Genomic DNA, 609 nt, shown 5'->3' on the forward strand with positions numbered 1-609 from the left:
TGCGTAATAGCTCACTGGTCAAGTGATTCCGCGCCGACAATGTAGCGGGGCTCAAGCGTACCGCCGAAGTCGTGTCAATCCAGCATGAGGGTTAACGCCCGTTGGGTTGGGTAGGGGAGCGTCGTGTGCCGGGTGAAGCAGCCGTGGAAGCGAGTTGTGGACGGTTCACGAGTGAGAATGCAGGCATGAGTAGCGATACATACGTGAGAAACGTGTGCGCCGATTGACTAAGGGTTCCTGGGTCAAGCTGATCTGCCCAGGGTAAGTCGGGACCTAAGGCGAGGCCGACAGGCGTAGTCGATGGATAACCGGTTGATATTCCGGTACCCGCTGTGAAGCGTCAAACATCGAATCAGGCGATGCTAAGTCCGTGAAGCCGTTCCGGACCCTTCGGGGAATGGAAAGTGGTGGAGCCGACGGACCAGACTTGTAGTAGGTGAGTGATGGGGTGACGCAGGAAGGTAGTCCAGCCCAGGCGGTGGTTGTCCTGGGGTAAGGGTGTAGCCCGTCATCTAGGTAAATCCGGGTGATATGTGGGTGAGACCTGATGCCGAGCCGATTGTGGTGAAGTGGATGATCCTATGCTGTCGAGAAAAGCCTCTAGCGAGT

At 56.8% G+C, this 609-nt stretch carries 1 rRNA gene; it reads left to right on the top strand.

Features of this window, described 5'->3' with window-relative positions:
* Window positions 1-609 (top strand): 23S ribosomal RNA (locus tag ACX6XY_RS30020); the annotation flags it as partial.

Source organism: Streptomyces sp. O3, assembly GCF_054788135.1.